Annotated in this window: 17 protein-coding genes; 12 read left to right on the top strand and 5 right to left on the bottom strand. The window is 65.7% G+C overall.

Features of this window, described 5'->3' with window-relative positions; genetic code table 11:
* Positions 1–88: 88 nt before the first annotated feature.
* The 3 genes from ATO9_RS16920 to ATO9_RS16910 all read left to right on the top strand — a co-directional run bounded on the left by ATO9_RS16920 (position 89) and on the right by ATO9_RS16910 (position 3,552).
* On the top strand, positions 89–1,393 hold the full coding sequence (locus tag ATO9_RS16920; protein ID WP_043752046.1) for a 3-hydroxyacyl-CoA dehydrogenase: 1,305 nt from the start codon (positions 89–91) through the stop codon (positions 1,391–1,393).
* A 3-nt stretch (positions 1,394–1,396) separates the two neighbouring features.
* On the top strand, positions 1,397–2,167 hold the full coding sequence (locus tag ATO9_RS16915; protein WP_043752044.1) for an enoyl-CoA hydratase-related protein: 771 nt from the start codon (positions 1,397–1,399) through the stop codon (positions 2,165–2,167).
* A 464-nt stretch (positions 2,168–2,631) separates the two neighbouring features.
* Positions 2,632–3,552 (top strand): DUF6282 family protein, encoded by a 921-nt coding sequence (locus ATO9_RS16910; RefSeq protein ID WP_043752042.1) that lies wholly within the window; start codon positions 2,632–2,634, stop codon positions 3,550–3,552.
* A gap of 61 nt (positions 3,553–3,613) precedes the next feature.
* On the opposite strand, the gene ATO9_RS16905 is transcribed toward ATO9_RS16910, so the two are convergent.
* On the bottom strand, positions 3,614–4,414 hold the full coding sequence (locus ATO9_RS16905) for an IclR family transcriptional regulator (RefSeq protein WP_043752039.1): 801 nt from the start codon (positions 4,412–4,414) through the stop codon (positions 3,614–3,616).
* A gap of 111 nt (positions 4,415–4,525) precedes the next feature.
* Between ATO9_RS16905 and ATO9_RS16900 the strand changes: the two genes are divergently transcribed.
* From ATO9_RS16900 to ATO9_RS16865, 8 genes are all read left to right on the top strand, one after another.
* Complete coding sequence (locus tag ATO9_RS16900; protein ID WP_043752035.1) at positions 4,526–5,314, top strand: HpcH/HpaI aldolase family protein; 789 nt, start codon at positions 4,526–4,528, stop codon at positions 5,312–5,314.
* A 3-nt stretch (positions 5,315–5,317) separates the two neighbouring features.
* Positions 5,318–6,217 carry a cupin domain-containing protein gene (locus ATO9_RS16895; protein WP_043752033.1) on the top strand — a complete coding sequence of 300 codons (900 nt, stop codon included), beginning with the start codon at positions 5,318–5,320 and terminating at the stop codon, positions 6,215–6,217.
* A gap of 60 nt (positions 6,218–6,277) precedes the next feature.
* Positions 6,278–7,276 (top strand): TRAP transporter substrate-binding protein, encoded by a 999-nt coding sequence (locus tag ATO9_RS16890; RefSeq protein ID WP_081979631.1) that lies wholly within the window; start codon positions 6,278–6,280, stop codon positions 7,274–7,276.
* 61 nt (positions 7,277–7,337) lie between these two features.
* Complete coding sequence (locus ATO9_RS16885) at positions 7,338–7,925, top strand: TRAP transporter small permease (protein WP_052418422.1); 588 nt, start codon at positions 7,338–7,340, stop codon at positions 7,923–7,925.
* Positions 7,925–9,196 carry a TRAP transporter large permease gene (locus ATO9_RS16880; protein WP_052418421.1) on the top strand — a complete coding sequence of 424 codons (1,272 nt, stop codon included), beginning with the start codon at positions 7,925–7,927 and terminating at the stop codon, positions 9,194–9,196. Before ATO9_RS16885 ends, ATO9_RS16880 begins: the two co-directional genes overlap by 1 nt.
* Before the next feature lie 8 nt (positions 9,197–9,204).
* Positions 9,205–10,131, top strand: a complete 927-nt coding sequence (kce, locus tag ATO9_RS16875) for a 3,5-dioxohexanoate:acetyl-CoA acetone transferase (RefSeq protein ID WP_043752025.1) — start codon at positions 9,205–9,207, stop codon at positions 10,129–10,131.
* 1 nt (position 10,132) lies between these two features.
* Positions 10,133–10,861: an NAD(P)H-dependent oxidoreductase gene (locus ATO9_RS16870; protein ID WP_052418420.1), complete on the top strand. Its 729-nt coding sequence runs from the start codon at positions 10,133–10,135 to the stop codon at positions 10,859–10,861.
* Between the two features lie 21 nt (positions 10,862–10,882).
* Positions 10,883–11,629 (top strand): SDR family NAD(P)-dependent oxidoreductase, encoded by a 747-nt coding sequence (locus ATO9_RS16865; RefSeq protein ID WP_043752021.1) that lies wholly within the window; start codon positions 10,883–10,885, stop codon positions 11,627–11,629.
* 17 nt (positions 11,630–11,646) lie between these two features.
* Here ATO9_RS16865 and ATO9_RS16860 read toward each other — a convergent pair whose 3' ends face one another.
* The 4 genes from ATO9_RS16860 to ATO9_RS16845 all read right to left on the bottom strand — a co-directional run bounded on the left by ATO9_RS16860 (position 11,647) and on the right by ATO9_RS16845 (position 15,947).
* The gene (locus ATO9_RS16860) at positions 11,647–12,969 is read right to left on the bottom strand and encodes a TRAP transporter large permease (RefSeq protein ID WP_043752018.1); all 1,323 of its coding nucleotides are present in this window, start codon (positions 12,967–12,969) and stop codon (positions 11,647–11,649) included.
* Complete coding sequence (locus tag ATO9_RS16855; protein WP_043752015.1) at positions 12,969–13,496, bottom strand: TRAP transporter small permease subunit; 528 nt, start codon at positions 13,494–13,496, stop codon at positions 12,969–12,971. Before ATO9_RS16855 ends, ATO9_RS16860 begins: the two co-directional genes overlap by 1 nt.
* Positions 13,497–13,577: 81 nt before the next feature.
* Entirely contained in the window at positions 13,578–14,618 is a 1,041-nt protein-coding gene (gene dctP / locus ATO9_RS16850) for a TRAP transporter substrate-binding protein DctP (protein ID WP_043752011.1), read from the bottom strand.
* Between the two features lie 24 nt (positions 14,619–14,642).
* Positions 14,643–15,947 (bottom strand): hydroxymethylglutaryl-CoA reductase, degradative, encoded by a 1,305-nt coding sequence (locus ATO9_RS16845; RefSeq protein ID WP_043752008.1) that lies wholly within the window; start codon positions 15,945–15,947, stop codon positions 14,643–14,645.
* Positions 15,948–16,060: 113 nt separating this feature from the next.
* Here ATO9_RS16845 and ATO9_RS16840 point away from each other — a divergent pair, with 113 nt between their 5' ends.
* The gene (locus tag ATO9_RS16840; RefSeq protein WP_162183079.1) at positions 16,061–17,401 is read left to right on the top strand and encodes an aminotransferase-like domain-containing protein; all 1,341 of its coding nucleotides are present in this window, start codon (positions 16,061–16,063) and stop codon (positions 17,399–17,401) included.
* Positions 17,402–17,483 lie beyond the last annotated feature (82 nt).

Below are 17,483 nucleotides of genomic sequence, written 5' to 3'. Positions count from 1 at the left end.
GGCAAACGATTTGAACGTTCGGTCTGGTATCGGGCGTCGGATCGGATAACCTGATCACGTCCATGTCAAAGAGGGGGGAGAATCCGAAATGACAGACGCCAATCAACAGGCCGTGTCCGATTACGTGGCCACGGCAGGCAAACTCGCCTGGGAGGTTCCGGGCCTCGCTCCGGGCACCGAACTGCGCGAGATCCGAAAGGTCGGTATCATCGGCGCCGGCACGATGGGCGGCGGCATCGCCATGAACTTCGCCACCGCCGAATACCCCGTCACCATCGTCGAAACCCGGCAGGAGGCCCTGGATCGCGGGCTCGGTGTGGTGCGCAAGAACTACCAGCGCAGCGCCGACAAGGGCCGTTTTCCCCAGGACGAGGTCGAGGCGCGGATGGGCCGCCTGACCGGCACGCTGAACATGGATGACCTGGCCGATTGTGACCTCGTGATCGAAGCCGTCTTCGAGAACATGGAGATCAAGAAAGAGATCTTCGGCAATCTCGACCGGATCGTGAAACAGGGGGCGATCCTCGCCACCAACACCTCCGGCCTCGATATCGACGAGATCGCCTCGGCCACGAAGCGGCCGAAGGACGTGATCGGGCTGCACTTCTTCTCTCCGGCCAATGTCATGAAATTGCTGGAAATCGTGCGCGCCGACGACACGGCTGACGATGTCGTCGCCACCTCGATGGACATTGCGAAGAAGATTAACAAGATCGCCGCGCTCGTCGGGGTCTGCCCCGGATTCGTCGGCAACCGCATCCTGCGCCAGCGCCAGATGCAGGCGAACAAGCTGCTCTACAAGGGTGTGATGCCCTGGGATATCGACGCCGCGATCAATGAATTCGGCTTCAAGATGGGGCCTTACCAGATGTCCGACCTCGCCGGTCTGGATATCGGCTGGTCCAAGGGCGCCAAGACCCAGAACCCGATCCGCGACGCCCTGTGCGAGATGGACCGCCGCGGCCAGAAAACGGGCGCCGGGTATTACGATTACGACGAGGCGCGCAACCGCACGCCCTCGGACGTGACCGCGCAGGTGATCCGCGACATCACCGGGGCCGAACCCTCTACCATGACCCGCGACGAGATCATCGAGACCTGCATCTTCCCGATGATCAACGAGGGGGTGAAGATCCTCGAGGACAACAAGGCGCAGCGCGCCTCCGATATCGACGTGATCTGGCTCAACGGCTACGGCTGGCCGGTCGATAAGGGCGGGCCGATGTTCTACGGCGATATGGTCGGCGCCCGGGCGGTGCTGGACCGGATGGAGAAACTGGGCGCCGAGGACCCCGATTTCGCCCCCGCCGACACGCTGCGCAAGCTGGCCAGCGATGGCGGCCGTTTCACCGACCTCGATCTTGGCGGTCTGAAGACCGGAAAAGGAGCCTGAGCCATGGAATTCGTCACAACCGAAAAACGCGGCAACGTCCTGCTGGTCACAATGAACCGGCCTGAGGTCTACAACGCCATGCACGCTCCCATGCACAACGAGATGCACCAGGTCTGGGAGGATTTCGCCGCCGATCCCGACCTCTGGGTCGCGGTGCTGACCGGGGCAGGGGACAAGGCGTTCTCGGCCGGGAACGACCTGAAATACACCGCCCAGGGTGGCAAGGGCACGCCGCCCCCGACCGGGTTTGCCGGGCTGTCGATGCGCTATGACATGGAAAAGCCGATCATCGCCGCGGTCAACGGGTTTGCCATGGGCGGCGGATTCGAAACCGCGCTGTCCTGCGACATCATCCTGTCGGCCGACACTGCCAAGTTCGCCCTGCCGGAGGTCAAGGTCGGGCTCTTCGCCGCCGCCTCCGGGGTGCAGCGCCTCAGCCGCCAGATCGGTCGCAAGCCTGCGGTCGAGATCATGCTGACCGGCCGCCATGTCCAGGCGGCCGAAGGCAAGGAACTGGGCTTCGTCAACGAGGTCGTGCCGGCGGCCGACCTGATGGAGGTCGCGATGGCCAAGGCGCAGGAAATCGCCTCCGTCTCGCCCTCCTCGGTCAAGGCGACCAAGCGGGTTCTGAACATGATGGACGACATGGAGAACCTGAAGGTCAGCCTGCTCTATTCGCGCCACGTCATGAACGAACTGCGCCTGACCGAAGACTTCAGCGAAGGCGTCAACGCCTTCGTCGAGAAACGCGCGCCCCAGTGGAAAAACCGCTGAGGCGCCGCCCCGCTCCGCCGGTTCGCCCGGCGGGGCCACGGCCTGAATCGAGGCCGGATTTCCTCTGACACATCGTTCGATCCCGCGCGCGCCCGGTCAAATGCCGTGGCGCGTAATTATTTGATTTAAAATCAAAATGCCCGGTCCATACCGCGCAGCGCTCTGAACATGAACACCCGCCCGGCGGCACGCCGGGCAGCGCCGTCCCGCCCCCATGGGGCGGCGCTATTGCGTCACCCCGCGGGACGGCGCTGCCCTCTCCTCCACGAACGACGAAACAGCCCGGATAAGCCGGGGATCACGCCGTTTCCACGCGACCCGCCCACCACATCCCCCGTCCGGCGACGCCCACTTGACAGCCCGCCTCCGCAAAAATATCTAGAATGCGTGTTCCGATAAGCGAAACCATGATCCGTACTGCGTAACATCGATCATGGACCGAACCAAACCCCGGAGGAGACCCCATGACCGAAATCGAAGCGATCGAACGTGACGAGGCCGACAGGATCAGCGAGATCCTCAAAGGCGCGGTGGACCCGCATGTACATAGCGGACCCTCGATCGCGCCGCGTGCCATCGATCACCTCGACCTGGCCCAGGTCTATTCCGATGCGGGCTTTGCCGCCGTCGTGACCAAGGACCACGATTATTCCGGCGTCATGTGCGCCAAGCTGATCCGCGACCATCATCCCCAGCTGTCGACACAGCTGTTCTCGGGGATCGTGCTCAACAACGTCGTGGGCGGCTTCAACCCCTACGCGGTCGAACATACCGCGGCGATGGACGGGCGGATCTGCTGGCTGCCGACGCTGGCCGCGGAAAACCACCTGGAATGGGAAAAGACCTCCGGCTGGGCGCATCCCGCCTCCACCCAGAAAATCCGTCCGGCCTCTGCCGTGCCGCTGTTCGAGGATGGCAAGCTGCGGCCCGAAGTGCTGGATGTGCTGGATGTGCTGGCCAAGACCGGCATGGCCCTGGCCAGTGGTCACGTGCATGTCTCGGAAACCAAGATCGTGTTCGAAGAGGCGCGCAAGCGTGGCGTCGAACGGCTGATCTTCACCCATCCCGAGGACATCGTCGGCGCGAATTTCGAGGATACCAAGGAAATCGCCGCCATGGGCGCCTATGTGGAACACTCGCTGGGCTTCTTCATCGAAGGGTCGAAGTTCCGCAACCGGACCAACGAGGAGCTGCGCGAATTCATCGACATCGTCGGCGCGGACAAGACGATCCTGTGTTCCGACCTGGGCCAGGTTGGCACGCTGACCCCGCTGGAAGGCATCCGGCGCGGCGTTGCGACCTGCATCGCCCTGGGCTATTCCGACGAACAGACCCATGCGATGTTCGCGACCAATGCGGGCAACGTGATTGGCCTGGCGGGCTGAAACCCCGATAGCGCCCGGCATCGCCCCTGAAGGGCGGCCGGGCCGGGCGCCGGGCGGGGGCCTAGCGCCAGCTGCCCGGCAGCGCGCCGTTATATCCAAGCGCGCGGGAGATCTCTTCGGCCGCCTGGCCGACGCCCCGGATCTGCTCCTGCGACGGGGGCGAGCCGATATATTGCGTCAGGCTGACGATGGCCAGCGTGCCCGCCAGCTCTCCGTTCGGGCCGAGCAGGGGGAAGGACAGGGCGTTCAGCCCGGTCGCCGCCTCGTTCGGGGCATCCGCCCAGCCGCGGTCGCGCACGTCGTCCAGATGGCCGCGCAGCACGTCGAGATCGGTGATCGAATGCATCGTCTCGCCGGTCAGGGGGCGCGCCAGGATCCGTTCCCGTGCGACCTCGTCCATGTAGGTCAGGGCGATCTTGCCCTGGGCCGAGGTGTTGAAGCCCAGGATCGACCCGGGGCGCACGCCGACCTCGACCGACATGGTACCGCCGAGGGTGGTCAGGATGCGGATGCCGTCGTTTTCCACCTGTCCCAGGATCACCGCCTGTTCCAGCGCGTCGCGCAACTCGCGCATAGGCTGCGCCGCAACGGTGGCGATGTCCGACGCATTCGCTGCCGCGTTGCCCAGCTCGATCAGGCGCGATCCCAGTCGGTAGCGTTCGGTCGTGGGCGACTGAACGATATAGCCCTGCTGGACCAGGGTCTGCAGGTGGCGGTGGATCCGGCTCTTGGTGGTGCCCAGCGACTCGGCCAGGGCGGTCACGCCAAGGTGACTGCGCGCGCGTCCCAACGTCTCCAGAATCGACAGGGCCAGCACAACACTCTGAACTCCCTCGGTTTTTTCAGATGATATCTTTGGCATGCCCCGCACCTCGTTTCGCTGCTTCCTGTGGGTTGACTTTAGGCGTCAGACCCCGCAATGTTTCGTTAAGAAGGATAGCGTTCTACCTATCAGAACGCAAGGGAGGAATGATTGACTGCTGAGCCGCTGAACTTCCGCGAAAGATTTCTCGCGGGCGACACTCTGTACGGCACCTTTCTGAAGGTGCCCGCGACCATGCCGGCCGAGATCCTCGGCTCCATCGGCTACGATTTCGTCGTCATCGACGAGGAGCATTCGCCCTTCAACCGCGAGACCACGGATCGCATCGTCCTGGCCTGCAAGGTGTCGGGCATCGCGGCCATCGTCCGGGTGCAAAGCGGCGATCCCGCGCATATCCTGTCGGTGCTCGATTGCGGGGCCGACGGCGTGCTGGTGCCCCATGTGACCGACGCCGACACGGCCCGCGCGATCGTCGCGGCGGGGCGCTATCGCGGCGGCAAACGCGGCTTCGCGCCGACGACCCGCGCCGGTGATTTCGGCCGCAAGAGCCAGGCAGAGCACATGGCCGACGAAGACGGGCGCGCCACGATCATCGCCATGATCGAGGATCCCGAGGCGATCGACCATATCGACGACATCGTCGCGGTCGAGGGCCTTGATGGCGTGTTCATCGGGCGTGGTGACCTCGGTGCGGCCTATGCGGGCGACGCCGATGCGGCCGACAAGGTCCGCACCGCCACCGAAACCGTGCAGAAGGCCGCCGGCAAGGTCGGGCGCACCGTGGCGATCCTGCCCTCCACGCCCGAAGACGCGGCGATCCAGGCGCAGGCCGGAACGACGACCTTCATCCTGTCCTCCGACCAGGGCTTCCTCCGGGCTGCCGCGATGCAGACCCATGGCAAGATGTCCGAGGCCGTGACCCAGGCAAAGAAAGGCTGAGAGATGTACGATAAATCCGATCCCCGCGCGGCCCTCGCCCCCAAGGGCGCCCCCGCCGCCCCCAGCACCGGCCTGATCGCCGAGGCGCAGGAGAGCTATTTCTACCGCGACGCCCCGCAGATCGACGATGCGGCGGGCCAGACCTGGCTGATCCGCGGCCATAACTTCGTGCTGGCCTGGACCCAGGCGCAGCCCGGCGGCAGCTTTGCCCGCAAGGACCAGCCCGACGAATATGCCGTGCTCCTGCCCGAAGGCGGCGCGACCATCGAATGGAACGGCGACGTGACCGAGGTGCCGGGCTTTTCCCTGGCCTTCGTGCCGGCGGGCGACAGCGTTGTGACGCTCAAGGATGGCGGGTCGATGACCCGGCTCTTCACCACGAAATCCACCGACCTGGCCGAACAATGCTCGAATGCGCGCGGCTATGACACGCCGCGCACGCATATCCCGGCCTTCGAACCCTGGCCCGATCCGAAGGGCGGCTGGAAAGTGCGCCATTACAGCCTCGACGTGCCCAAGGAAGAGGGGCGCTTCGGCCGTATCTTCCGTTGCACGACGATGATGGTGAACGTGCTCGACCCGTTCGAAGGGCCGCGCGATCCGTCCAAGATGTCGCCGCACCACCACGACGATTTCGAACAATGCTCGCTCGCCATCACCGGAGAGTTCAGCCACTACCTGCGCTGGCCCTGGACCACGGACATGGCCGACTGGCGCGAGGACCGCACGGTGACGATGGGCGCGCCCTCGGCGCTGGTGATCCCGCCGCCGGTGATCCACACGACCCGGGCCTCCGGCCCCGACACCAATCAGCTTGTCGACATCTTCTGCCCCCCGCGGACCGATTTCTCGGAAAAGCCGGGCTGGGTGCTGAATGCCGACGATTACCCGATGCCGTCCTGACCGGCGCATCCCTTTCACGTGGCCACACAGACCGGCCGAAACCACCGGGAGGAGAAACCGATGATTACCCGTAGAACCCTGATGCAGACCGGCGCCGCACTTGGCGCGACGCTGGCCATGCCCCATATCGCGCGCGCCTCGGGCAAGATGATCCGCATTGCGCATGCCTCCAACGAAATCCATCCGGGTCACAAGCTCGCCACCAGCTTCCAGGAAGCGCTGGACGATATCCTGCCCGGCGGCTTCAACGTCCAGATCTTCCCCAACCGTCAGCTTGGCGGGGACAAGCAGGTGCTCGAGGCTACCGTGGCGGGCTCGCTGGAAATGTCCATGGTGTCGGGCGTTCTGATCCCGCTGGTCACCGGCCGTCCGGCCTACGATGCCTGGCAATTGCCCTTCCTGGTGCGCGATTACGATCACTTCGAAAAGATCGCGCTCAGCCCCGCAGGTCAGAAACTGCAGGACGACCTGGAGCCCTCGGGCATCATCGGCCTTGCCACTGCGGATATCGGCCAGCGGAACTTCCTGTCGGTCAATTCGCAGGTCCGCTCCGTCGCCGACATGGCCGGGCTCAAGACCCGCATCGTGCCGGTGCCGCTGCACAAGGCGATCTGGGAAGCGCTTGGCACCGCCCCCGTCGGTCTGCCCTATGGCGAGGTCTATGGCGCGCTGGAAACCGGCGTGATCGACGCGGTGGAAATCAACGTCTCCTCCATGCTGGGTGAAAACCTGTGGGAGATCGGCAAGAACTTCACCCTGACCGGCCATTACCCGTGGCATGCCTCCAACGTCGTCTCCACCGGGTTTTGGAATACCCTGTCGGACGAGGAAAAAGAGGCGATGCGCGAAGCCGGCCGCCGGTCGACCTCCGCCACCCTGGCCTATGCCAAGGAACAGGACCTGAACGGTCGAGCGGAGCTGCAGGAGAAGGGCGTCGAGATCATCGAACTCGATAACCTGGCCGAAATGCGCGACACCGTGGCCCCTCTGACCGCGGAATGGGCCGAAAAGGACCCGCTGATCGCGGAATTCGTCGAAACCGCAAGCAGCACTGCCTGACCCCAAGGGCGCCGCGACCGCTCCCACGCGGCGCCCACCCCCGAATAAATTGTAGTAGACCATGCAACTGCCCCCGTTCCTGTCGAGGCTCGTCTCGGCCTATATCCAATGCCTGCGTTTCCTGGCCGGGCTGTCCATGGCGATCATCGTCGTGGTCATGATCGCCCAGGTCTGGTCCCGCTACGTGATGGGCAGTTCGCTGATCTGGGCAGAAGAGCTCTGCCGCTACCTACTGATCTGGCAGACCTTCCTCGTGCTGGGCCTGGCCTATTCCAAGGGCGAATTCGTCTCTCTCGACTTCCTGCCCGGCGTGCTTGGCGACAAGGGCAAATGGCTGCTCAAGGCGATCACCGCCGTGCCCATCGTCATCTTCCTCGCCGTCGTCGCCTATTACGGGGCCGATTTCGCCTCGCGCTTCGGGCGCCAGACGATCCCCGCGCTCGATTTCATATGGGAGGCCATCGCCGGCCGTCCGCTGGGGCTGTCGATCACCTATGTCTACATCTCGGTCACCGTCGGCAGCGTGCTGATGATCCTGCACGTGCTGGCCGATGTCGTGACCAGCTTCGGCCCGCAGATGCTGGGCGCGGTGCAGAACGGGCTCGATGATGCGGGCGACACCTCCGCAACCGGTGGGAGACAGGGCTGATGAGCGCATTCTTCGTCATTTTCGCGGGCCTCCTGGCCAGCGGCATTCCGATCGCCCTGACGCTGGGCATCGCCGGCACCGCCTACCTGTACCTCTCGGGCAACGGCATGATGGTGCTGATGCTGCCGCAGCGCATGATGGCCGGCATCGACCAGTTCGTGCTGCTGACCATCCCGCTCTTCCTGCTGGCGGGCGCATTGATGAACGTGGGCGGCGTGACCGACCGGATCGTGCATTTCGCCCGTGCCATGGTGGGCCACCGCCGCGGTGGCATGTCGTCGGTGTCGATCCTGTCCTCGGGCTTCTTCGCCGGTATCTCGGGCAGCGCCACGGCCGAGGCCTCGGCCCTCGGTTCGATCCTGATCCCGACGATGAGCCGCCAGGGCATGCCCGCGGCCTATGCGGCGGCGCTGATCGCCGTGGCCTCCGTGATGGGACCGATCATCCCGCCCTCGATCACCATGATCATCTATGGCGTGCTCTCGGGCACCTCCATCGGACAACTCTTCCTGGCCGGGATCGCGCCGGGCATCGGCATCGCCGCCGGTCTGCTTTTCTACGCCTCCTGGCGGGCCAAGCGGGACGGCTTCCCGGTCACCGAACGCATGGTCGGGCGCGACCGCTGGAAGGCCACGGCGCGCACCTTGCCCGCGCTGCTGCTGCCCGCGATCATCCTTGTCGGCATCAAGGCCGGCATCTTCACCCCGACCGAGGCGGCAGCCGTCGCCGTGGGCTATGCGCTGATCATCGGTTTCGCCTATCGCGACCTGAACCTGCGCCGCCTGTGGGAGGCGCTGATCGCCACCACGCTGGTCTCGGCCTCGATCCTGTTCATCACCTCGATGGCCTCCATCGTGTCCTTCGTCTTCACGCTGGAACAGGTGCCGCAGCGCATCGCCGACATGGTGCTGCTGCTGACCGACAATCCGTGGCTGATCCTGCTGCTGCTGAACCTTTTCCTGCTGATCCTGGGCATGTTCCTGGAACCGATCTCCATCCTGATCCTGACCATGCCGATCCTGCTCAAGTTCCAGGCCCTGATCGGGATGGACCCGGTGCAGTTCGGCACGGTCGTGGTGCTCAACGTGGTGATCGGCATGGCCACGCCACCGGTCGGGATCCTGCTCTTCATCGCCTCGGCGATATCCGGTGAACCGGTGACAAAGGTCATCCGCGAAGCGCTGCCGCTGGTCGGCATCTGCATCCTGGTGCTGGCCTCCATCGCGCTGATCCCGGCCCTGTCGCTGTTCCTGCCCAAAATGCTGTTCTGAGGACATCCATGTCACGCAAAGTCATCATCACCTGTGCCGTCACGGGCGGGATCCATACGCCCTCCATGTCGCCGCACCTGCCGATCACCCCGTCCGAGATCGCAGAGGCCGCCATCGGCGCGCGCGAGGCGGGGGCGGCCATCGTCCACCTGCATGCCCGCAACCCCGAAACCGGCCAGCCCGACCAGTCGCCCGAGGCCTATGAACAATTCCTCGGGGTCATCAAGCAGCGCTCGGACGTGGTCATCAACATCACCACCGGCGGCGCGCCGACCATGCTGGTCGAGGAACGGCTCGCCCCCGCGGCCGTCTTCAAGCCCGAGGTCGCCTCGCTCAACATGGGGTCGATGAATTTCGGTATCTACCCGATCCTCGACAAGCTGAAAAAGTTCAAGCACGACTGGGAAGAGCCCTATATCGAAGGCTCGCGCGACCGCGTCTTCCGCAACACCTTCGCCGATATAGAGGGCATCCTCGCCACCTGCGCCGACAACAACACCCGGTTCGAGATCGAGTGCTACGACATCGGCCACCTCTACACGCTGCACCATTTCGTGCAGCGCGGGCTGGTGACACCGCCCTTCTTCGTGCAGTCCGTCTTCGGCATCCTGGGCGGCATCGGCGCCCATCCCGAAGACGTGCTGCACATGCGCCGCACCGCCGACCGTCTGTTCGGTGACGATTACCGCTGGTCCGTGCTGGGCGCGGGCAAGCATCAGATGCCGATCGCCACGCAATCCATGCTGCTGGGCGGCCATCTGCGCGTGGGGCTCGAGGACTCGCTCCATGCCGGGCGCGGGCGCCTCGCCAAGAGCAACGCGGAACAGGTCACCATTGCGCGCGAGATGATCGAGCACATGGGCTTCGAGGTCGCGACCCCCGATGAGGCCCGCGAGATCCTGAACCTCAAGGGCGGCGACAAGGTGGATTTCTGAGATGACCGAGACCCGCAACATCCTCATCGTCGTCGCGCATCCCGAACCGAAGTCGTTCAACCACGCCATGGCCGATGCCGCCGCGACCGCGCTGCGCGGGGCAGGGCACAACGTCCAGGTCTCCGATCTCTGCGGCGAGGGCTTCCGCGCCGATATCGGGCGCCACGACATGACCAGTACCGCCGATCCTGAGCGCTTCCACGTCCAGGCCGAACAGACCGAGGCGACCCGCAAGGACGCCTTCGCCCCTGACATCGCCCGTGAACAGGCCCGCGTGGCCGAGGCCGACAACGTCATTCTGCAATTCCCGCTCTGGTGGGGCGGCCCGCCGGCCATCCTGAAGGGCTGGATCGACCGGGTGCTGGCCTACGGGTTTGCCTATGTCGACGCGCGCCGTTTCGACACCGGGGTGTTCCAGGGCCGTCGCGCGATGCTCAGCGTCACCACCGGCGGCACCCCCGCCCGGTTCGAAGAGGGCGGCGTCTACGGTCCGATCGGCCCGATCCTGATGCCGCTGCAACGGCTCGCGCTGGAATATATGGGCTTCGAGGTCTCGGCCCCCTACCTGGCCCACGGCGTCCCCCGCTCGGATCAGGCCGAACGGCAGGCCCATCTCGACGCCTTCGCCAAGGCCGCGCTCGACATGGCTGCGCTGCCCGTCACCCGCACCGACGATTACCGCACGGCCATCGACAGCGTCCCCGACGGCGCCTGGAGCCGCAAGGCCTGACCCATCCGAAAGGAGCCCGCCATGACCCGATCCCTCCCTCTCTCCGGCAAGGTCGCCCTGGTGACCGGCGGATCACGCGGGATCGGCGCGGCGGTGGCGCGCCGCCTCGCCGCCGACGGGGCCGCGATCCTGATCGCCTATCGCAGTGACGCCGATGCCGCCCGGGCCGTGGTCGACGACCTGGCCGCAACCGGCACGCAGGCCGCATCCCAAGCCATGGACATCGTCGACCCCGCCGCCTGCGCGGCATTGGTCCGGACCTGCATCGACCGGTTCGGGCGGCTCGACATCCTGGTCAACGCGGCGGGCATCGCCACCTACAAGCCGCTGGCCGAGGCCGATGCCGACCATTACCACGCGATCTTCGGGCCCAACGTCCTGGGCACCCTGTCCCTGACCCGCGCCGCGGCTGAGGTGATGGAAACCCCCGGCCGGATCGTCCATGTCTCGTCTCGTCTGGCGGAAAGCCCGATGCCCGGAACCTCGGTCTATGCGGCCTCCAAGGCGGCCGTCTCGGCCCTGACCCTCGCCCTCGGGCAGGAGCTCGGGCCGAAGGGCATCACCATCAACGCGGTGGCCCCGGGCCTGATCGAAACCGACATGACGGCGGCGGCGGTGCAGGAGAGGGGAGAGGCGATCCGCGCCAATACCCCTCTGCGCCGCATCGGTCAGCCCGGCGATATCGCCGGCATCGTGGCCTTCCTGGCCTCCGATGATGCGGGCTGGATCACCGGCCGCACGATCCGCGCGGACGGTGGGCTGCTCTGACGGGCGGGCCTGCGCCGTTACTGCACCCGCGCCGTCAGCTTTTCGGGCAGCCACGTCACCAGGTCCGGGAACAGTGCGAACAGGATCAGCACCACCACCTGGATCAGGAAGAACGGGATCACGCCGCGATAGACCTGGCCAATGCCGATCCCGTCGGGCAGCACGCCCTTCAGGTAGAACAGCGTGTAGCCGAAGGGCGGGGTGATATAGGCCATCTGCGCGGTAATCATGAACAGCACGCCGAACCACAGCGGGTCGAAATCCAGCGCCGCCACGATCGGCAGGAAGACCGGCACGCACAGCAGGATGATCCCGATCTCGTCCAGGAACAGGCCGAGGAAGATCAGGATCAGCACCATTGCCCCCAGCACGATCCAGCGCGAGGCCTCAAGCGTTTCCACGAAGTTCAGCAGGCTGTCCGCGCCACCTGTCGCCACGAAGACCGAGATGAAGGCCCGCGCACCGATGGTGATCCACAGGATCATCGCGGTCACGCGCAGCGTGTCCGTCGCGGCCTCCGACAGCATCGGGAAGGACAGGCGCCTTGTCACGATGGCCGAGGCCGCAGCCCCCAGCACGCCGACGGCGGCGGCTTCGGTCGGGGTGGCGATGCCGGCATAGATCGACCCGAGCACACCCATCACGACAAGGCCCGGCAGGATCAGCGCCTTCAGCTTCGACAGCTTCTCGCGCAGGGGGATCGCCACGGCCTCTTCGGGTTTCGGAGCCAGCGAAGGGTTCAGCCAGGTCCGCACCAGGATGTACCCGGCATAGCTTCCCGCCAGGATCAGCCCCGGCACGATGCCCGCAGCGAACATCTTGCCGATCGAGATCTGGGCGGTGATCGCGTAGACGATGGTCACGACCGAGGGCGGGATCAGGATGCCCAGCGTGCCGCCCGCGCAGATCGCGCCAAGCGCCAGCGGCGGATGATAGCCGCGCGACAGCATCGAGGGCAGGGCGAGGATGCCCATGGCCGCCACCGCCGCACCGACCACGCCGGTCATCGCCGCCAGGATGGTGCAGATCGCGATGGTGCCGATGGCCAGCCCGCCATTGACGCCGGAAAACCAGGCCTCCATCGCATCGTACAGCGCGTCGATGATCGCCGATTTCTGCAGGATCGAGGCCATCAGGACATAAAGCGGAATGGCCATCAGGCTTTCCGATGTCATCGTCTCGAACGTGTTCAGCACCGCCACGATCAGCGCCGAAGGTCCCCACAGCAGGATGGTCGAGATGAAGGCGATCGCGCCCAGCACGAAGGCCAGCCCCGCGCCGGACAGCATGAAGACCACCAGCGACGAGAACATGAACAGAAGGATCAGGGAGCTTTCCATCACGCGGCCTCCCCGCCATTGGGCTCACCGTTGGTTTCACCGGGGGCGGCGCCCGACAGGACCAAAACGATCTCGGCCAGGGCCTGAAGGCTCAGCAGGGCCGAGGCCAGCGGCAGGAACGCCTTGGCCGGCCAGATCACCGGGTTCCAGGCGGAAAAGCTCGTTTCGCCGTAACTGAAGGATTGCAGGGCCAGCGGCACGCTGAACCACAACAGGATCGAGCCAAAGGCGGCGGCCAGGACAAACCCCACGATCTGCAGGATCGCGGCGGTGCGTCCGGTGGCCTTTTCCGACAGCACGTCGACGGCGACATGGCCACCCAGATGCAGCAGGTAGGGCCCGCCCAGCAAGAAGAAGGGGCCGAAGATCAGGGTGGCCAGCTCCGGCGCCCAGGAGGTCGGCGCGGCCAGCAGGTAGCGCGACAGCACCTCCCAGAGCATCAGCAGGACGATGACATAGACCAGCCATTTGGCCGCCGTGAACAGAAGCCGGTTCAGCGCTGTCACGCTCCGGGCGAGGGTGATCATCAGATGCCTCCGGGAAAGTAGGGGCGGAAAAGCAGGGGGCCGCGCCCCGGTTTCGGGGCGCGGCCGGATTGGAATGTCGGATCAGAGCAGGCGCAGCTCTTCCATCAGCGACATCTGACTCTCCATCATCCGCTTGGCAAGCGCATCGTCGCCCGCGGCCTTCTTCCAGGATTCGACGGCCTTGGCGCGGTTCTCGACCACGTCATCCTCGGCCAGATCGATGATCTCGACGCCGGCTTCCTCGTATTTCTTCAGGTATTCGCCGTTATCCACGATGATGTTCTGACGCAGTGCGCCGGACACTTCCCGCGCGGCCACTTCCAGCGCCGCCTTCTGCTGGTCGTCCAGCCGGCTGTAGGCGCCGGTATTGGCGACATAGGCGGTCGCGGTCGACGGCTGGTGCACGCCGGGCAGGATCAGGTACTTGGCGACCTCGTGGATGCCTTCCTCGTAATTGGCCTTGATGTCGCCGCGGTCTGCGAAATCGATCAGCCCCTTGTCGAGCGCCGAGTACACTTCGGAGGTCGGCAACGGCGACACGGAGACGCCGAAATCCGCCATCACCGCCGAGGCCAGCCCGACGAAGCGGCCCTTCAGCCCGTTCATGTCGGCGATCTTGCGGATCTCGACCTTGGAGTGGATCGGCTCTTCGCCATAGACCGTCGGCGCGACATAGGTCAGGCCCGCGGGCTGGTAGCTTTCCTTGGCCATGGCCAGGCCGTCGCGTTCATAGAACCACGCCTCGTACTGGTCCGCCTCGGGGAAGCCGAACGGCACGGTCGAGGAAAAGCCATGTGCCTTGATCTTGCCGGCCGTGTAGCCGTCAAACGTCTTCATCATCTCGAAGGCGCCGCCGCGCACCGCGTCGAACGCCTGGGCCGAGGGCACGATCTGCCCGCCCGCGAACGGCGTGATCTCGAGCGACCCGCCGGTCAGCTGCTTCACGCGTTCGCAGAACTGTTCCTCGTACATCATCGGGGTGGTACCGCCGCCCCAAAGGGCCTGCATCCGCCATTTCGTGACGCCCTGCGCCCGGACAGAGCTAGCAGCGACGATGGCAGGGGCGGCAATCGCCCCGGCTGCGGCGTGGCGCAGCAGGTGGCGCCGGGTTGTATTGGTCATTTCAGGTTCCTCCCTTGGATTGGTTCAGCTGCTTTCCAGCACCTGTTTTGCGCGGCCGACACTGACGTCGCCTGCCGCCACGATGGCCTTGGCCACCCTGTCGATATCGGCGCCGCTGGCGCCTGCCGTGATCGCGATGTTGCGGGCGTGCAGCGCCATGTGTCCGCGCTGGATGCCCTCGGTCGAGAGCGCCCGCAAGGCCGCCATGTTCTGCGCCAGCCCGACGGCCGCGGTCACCTCGGCCAGTTCCTGGGCCGATCCGATTTGCATCAGCGCCAGCGCCGCCTGTGCAGCCGGGTGGGTGCGCGTCGCGCCGCCCACGATGCCAAGCGCCATCGGCATTTCCAGCGTGCCCACCAGGGTGCCGTCATTGGCAATCTCCCAGGTGGTCAGCGAGGTATAGCGTCCGTTGCGCGCCGCATAGGCGTGGGCGCCCGCCTCGATGGCGCGCCAATCGTTGCCGGTGGCGACGACGACCGGGTCGATGCCGTTCATGATGCCCTTGTTGTGCGTGGCCGCCCGGTAGGGGTCGATGATCGCCAGCGTGCAGGCCTCGACCATGCCCTGGGCGACCTCGGTCCCCTTCAACGACTTGGTGTCCAGCGCCGCGGGCGGGATCCGCACGCTCGCCGTGACGATCCGCTTGTCCGCCAGGTTCGACAGGATGCGCAGACGCACCTTGCCGCCGGTGATCTCCTCGATCCGGGGAGCCAGCATCTCGGCCATGGAATTGACCGTGTTCGCCCCCATGGCATCGCGCACATCGACCAGCAGGTGGACAACGGCCATCGGCCCGATCGCGCTTTCGGCGAAAACCTCGACCTCGATATCCTTGCAGCCGCCGCCCAGCCCGACCAGCACCGTGTCGCGGGAATTGGCCTTCTCGATCAGCTCGTCCTTGTGCGCCAGCACGGCGGCCCGCGCACCATAGGGATCGCTGATGCCGATCACCTGGACCTGCGCGCGCATGATCGGCGCGGTGCAGGACACGGTGAACCCGCCACCCTGCCGGGCCAGCTTTGCCATGTAGGACGCCGCCGCCACGACCGAGGGTTCCTCGACCGCCATCGGCACTAGGTAATCGCGCCCGTTCACCAGGAAGTTCGCCGCCACGCCCAGGGGCAGTTCGAACTTGCCGATGACATTCTCGATCATGCCGTTGGCCACGTTCAGGTTCAGCACGCCTTCGCCGGCCAGCGCCGCGGCGCCCGACTGGTCCAGACCGGCGGCACCGGCAATCGCCTGGCGGCGGTCTGCGGGCTCCATGTCGCGAAGCCCCTCGATACGGGAATTGAGTGCGGGCGTGCTGCCCGGGGCGCTGTCTGTCATGAGATCTCCTCCGTCTTGGCGGCGACCATCTCGGAAAAATTTCGGGATGTATTGGTACAGTTAAGGAAATTTTTCCCAACTGTACCCATAGAAGAATGGATACACTAACGGACATGAGCCAGAGCAAGACAGACCGCATCTTCGAATCCCTCCGCCAGCAGATCGAAACCGGCGACCTCGCCGAAGGGGCCAAGCTGATGTCGCTGCGCCAGGCCTCCGACCGCTATGGCGCCTCCAAGAACGTGATCGTCACGGTCTATGACCGGCTGGTGGCGCATGGGCTGGCCCGGTCGCAGCGTGGCTCGGGCTTCTATGTGGCGCGGGTCGCGCCGACCATCGCCGAACCCACCCACCTGCGCGAGGCCAGCGATACCGTGTCGTTGCTGCATGTTCAGCTGGACCGCCCGTACAAGGTGCTGACCGGGGATGGGCGGCCGCCGGAAAACTGGCTGATGACCAACATGCCCGCGGTGAACCTGCCGACGGGCGAGGGGGGCTATGGCTCGCCCCATGGGCTGATGGCGCTGCGCGAATGCATCGCGGCGTCGCAGATCGCCGCCGGCATCACCGCCACGCCCGCGCAGATCGTCACCACCTTCGGCGCCAACAATGCGCTCGACCTGGTGATCCGCCGCTTCACCCGGCCCGGCGATACGGTTCTGGTCGACGATCCCGGCTATTACCCGCTCTTCTCGAAACTCAAACTGTCCGAGGTCAATGTCGTCGGCATCCCTCGCACCCCGCGGGGCCCGGACCCGGACGCGCTCGACCGGGCGGCACAGACGCATCGCGCGCGGCTCTTCTTCACGCAGTCGCTGGCGCAGAACCCGACGGGCTGTTCCATCGACCTGCCGACCGCCCACGCGATCCTCAAGGTGGCGGACCGGCATGACCTGCTGGTGATTGACGACGACCCCTTCATCGACCTGCCCGGGCTGCGCGGCACCAGGCTGGCCGCGCTGGACCAGTTCCGCCGGGTGATCCAGATCGGCAGCTACTCCAAGATCTTCTCGCCTTCGCTGCGCTGCGGTTTCCTGATCGCCGAGCCCGAAATCGCCGCGTCCCTGGCCGAGCTGAAGATGATCCTGGCCGTCAACAGCTCCACCTATACCGAACGCCTGATCGCCGAGGCGATCCTGTCCCGCCGGTTCGCAAAGCTCGGCGCCAGCCTCAAGCGGCGCCTCGACCCGGAACGCGAAGAGGGGGTGGAGAAACTGACCCAGCTGGGCTTCGACCTTTTCGCGCCGCCCGATCACGGGCTTTACGGGTTCGTCCTGCTGCCCGACGGATTGAACGACATGGAGGTCTCGCACGAGGCTGCGCAGCAGGGCATCCTCCTGGCGCCCGGCAGCCTCTTCCGTGTCTCCGGCGTGTCCGACACCCCCTCGATCCGCGTGAACTGGAGCCGGGTACAGGACAGCCGCTTCTACTCCTTCATGCGCAAGCTGCTCTGACGGTCTTGTCAGAGCGGACCAGGTCTGTTCGGTCGGTGCGGGCGGGTGTCCCGCGCCCCGCACGGCAACGGCGAATGCTGCG

This window comes from Pseudooceanicola atlanticus, from assembly GCF_000768315.1.
Taxonomy (GTDB): domain Bacteria; phylum Pseudomonadota; class Alphaproteobacteria; order Rhodobacterales; family Rhodobacteraceae; genus Pseudooceanicola; species Pseudooceanicola atlanticus.
This window is presented reverse-complemented; position numbering and strand designations above follow the sequence as displayed.